Source organism: Cryobacterium sp. 10I1, assembly GCF_035019805.1.
GTDB lineage: Bacteria > Actinomycetota > Actinomycetes > Actinomycetales > Microbacteriaceae > Cryobacterium > Cryobacterium glucosi.
The window spans coordinates 1-1,857 of record NZ_JASJVF010000409.1 but is presented as its reverse complement, the minus strand read 5'-3'; the positions used below and the strand labels follow the sequence as shown (position 1 = coordinate 1,857).

The 1,857-nt window shown below is 68.6% G+C and carries 2 protein-coding genes; both read right to left on the bottom strand.

Annotated features, from left to right (window positions below; all coding sequences use genetic code 11):
- Positions 1–162: 162 nt before the first annotated feature.
- Positions 163–996 (bottom strand): arginase family protein, encoded by an 834-nt coding sequence (locus QN345_RS18570; RefSeq protein WP_134449814.1) that lies wholly within the window; start codon positions 994–996, stop codon positions 163–165.
- 96 nt (positions 997–1,092) lie between these two features.
- A complete protein-coding gene (locus tag QN345_RS18565) occupies positions 1,093–1,824 on the bottom strand; it encodes a PspA/IM30 family protein (protein ID WP_134561924.1) in 732 nt (243 codons plus the stop codon).
- Between the last annotated feature and the right edge of the window lie 33 nt (positions 1,825–1,857).

Sequence of the window (1,857 nt, the reverse complement as noted above, 5' to 3'; positions counted from 1 at the left end):
GTGCTGCGCTGCTCGCTCACGGATGCCTTCCTGGTGCTGGTGGGTTTCGGGGCGTTGTCCGCGGTGCAGGACAATGCAACGTCGGAGTTTTGCGCGACCCGCGGCATCCGCTGCCCGGATTCACGGCGTGTGGCGAAAATCTCCGACGTTGCGGTGCGCGGGTCAGCGGGTGAGGGCGCCGATGATCCGGAGGATGCTCGGCAGGTCGTCGTTCGCGGCCTCGGGGGAGGCGGGCGCGAAGCCCGCGATCGTGGCACCGGCGAGCTCGAACTCGGCCCTGAGCGCGGTGATCGTGCGGCCGAGGGTCTCGACGCTCAGTCCGAAGGGCAGGAGGTTCGAGAGCCCGGTCAGCACGGAGGGGTCGAGCACGTCGAGGTCGAGGTGGATGTAGAACGCGGTCGCCCCCGTCGCGCGGACCGCGGCGAGAATGCCGTCCGGCGTCTCGAGCTCCTCGATCGACAGGCAGCGGATGCCCGCCGCACCGATGAGCTCGGCTTCGGCCGGGTCGATGTCGCGGGCTCCCGCGATCACGATCCGGTCGAACGGCACCCGTTCGTCCGCGCCGAGCACGAGCCCGTCGACACCCTCGCCGGCGATCGCCCGGAGCACCATGCCGCCGAAAGCTGCGGAGGGCGATGAATCGGGGGTGTGCAGGTCGGGGTGGGCGTCGAGCCAGACCACGGCAAGGCCGCCCGGATGCCGCGCCGAGGCGTGGCCGACGGCCGCGAGCGAGACGCCGCACTCGCCGCCGATCGTGAGGACGGGGGTGACGCAGTCGCGCAGCGCACGGGTGAGGCGCTCGCGCACCATGACGAGGCTCGAGAACCGGTCGATGCCGGTGTCCTGCGCGTCGCCGGCCTCGACCGGAACCGGGACTTCGACGGTCGCGGAGGACGGGAGATCACCCCGGATCGCCTCCGCACCATCGCTGAGGCGCATTGCGCGCGGAGAAACCGAACCCTGCCATTGCGGCACGACAACGAAGGAGGGAGCCATACTCCAGTATGCGCCTCGCGGGTTGTCGCGCGCGAGGGCACCGCGCACGTTCTCCGAACTCAAAAGTGTGCCCTCTCGGCGGTTTAGCGCCGTGGGCTACTTCTCGATCTCGCTCGCGCCGGAGGACTTGAGCGCCGCCAGGCGGGCGTCGACCTCGGTCAGTTCGCCGAGGTCTTCGAGGCTTTCGAACTGGGCGTCGAGGCTCGACGCGGCGAGCTCGTTCGCCCCGCGCACCTTGGCCTCCTCGCGGCGGATCTTGTCCTCGAACCTGCTGACCTCGCTCGTGGGATCCATGATGTCGATGCTCTTGACGGCGTCCATGACCTTGGTCTGCGCCGCGGCTGTCTTCGACCGGGCGATGAGCTCGTCCCGCTTGGCGGACAGCTGGCCGAGCTTCTCCTTCATCGCGTTGAGACCGGTCTTGAGCTGTTCGACGACGGTGGTCTGCGAGGCGATCTGCGGCTCGGCGGCCTTCGCCTCCTTCTCGGACTGCAACTGGCGGCCGAGCGCGACCTTGGCGAGGTTGTCGAATTTGTCGGCGTCCACGGTGTTGCCCGCTGCGCGCAGCTCGTCGGCCTTGCGGCTCGCGGCGAGTGCCTTCCCGCCCCACTCCGCCGCGGCCTCGACGTCCTCCCGGTGGTCGTCCTCGAGGAGGCGCAGGTTGCCGATCGTCTCCGCGATGGCACCCTCGGCATCCGAAATGCTGTTGCTGTAGTCGCGCACCATCTGGTCGAGCATGAGTTTCGGGTCTTCTGCCGAGTCGATCAGGGAGTTGATGTTCGCCTTGGCCAGTTGTGCGATGCGGCCGAAGATGGATTGCTTGGTCATGACAGTGTCCTTTCGAGTGATTCTGCGGGCGGG

Bases quoted from the DNA above. Each gene is read 5' to 3' on its own strand.
- QN345_RS18570 (WP_134449814.1), bottom strand. From the start codon at position 996: ATGGCTCCCTCCTTCGTTGTCGTGCCGCAATGGCAGGGTTCGGTTTCT.
- QN345_RS18565 (WP_134561924.1), bottom strand. From the start codon at position 1,824: ATGACCAAGCAATCCATCTTCGGCCGCATCGCACAACTGGCCAAGGCG.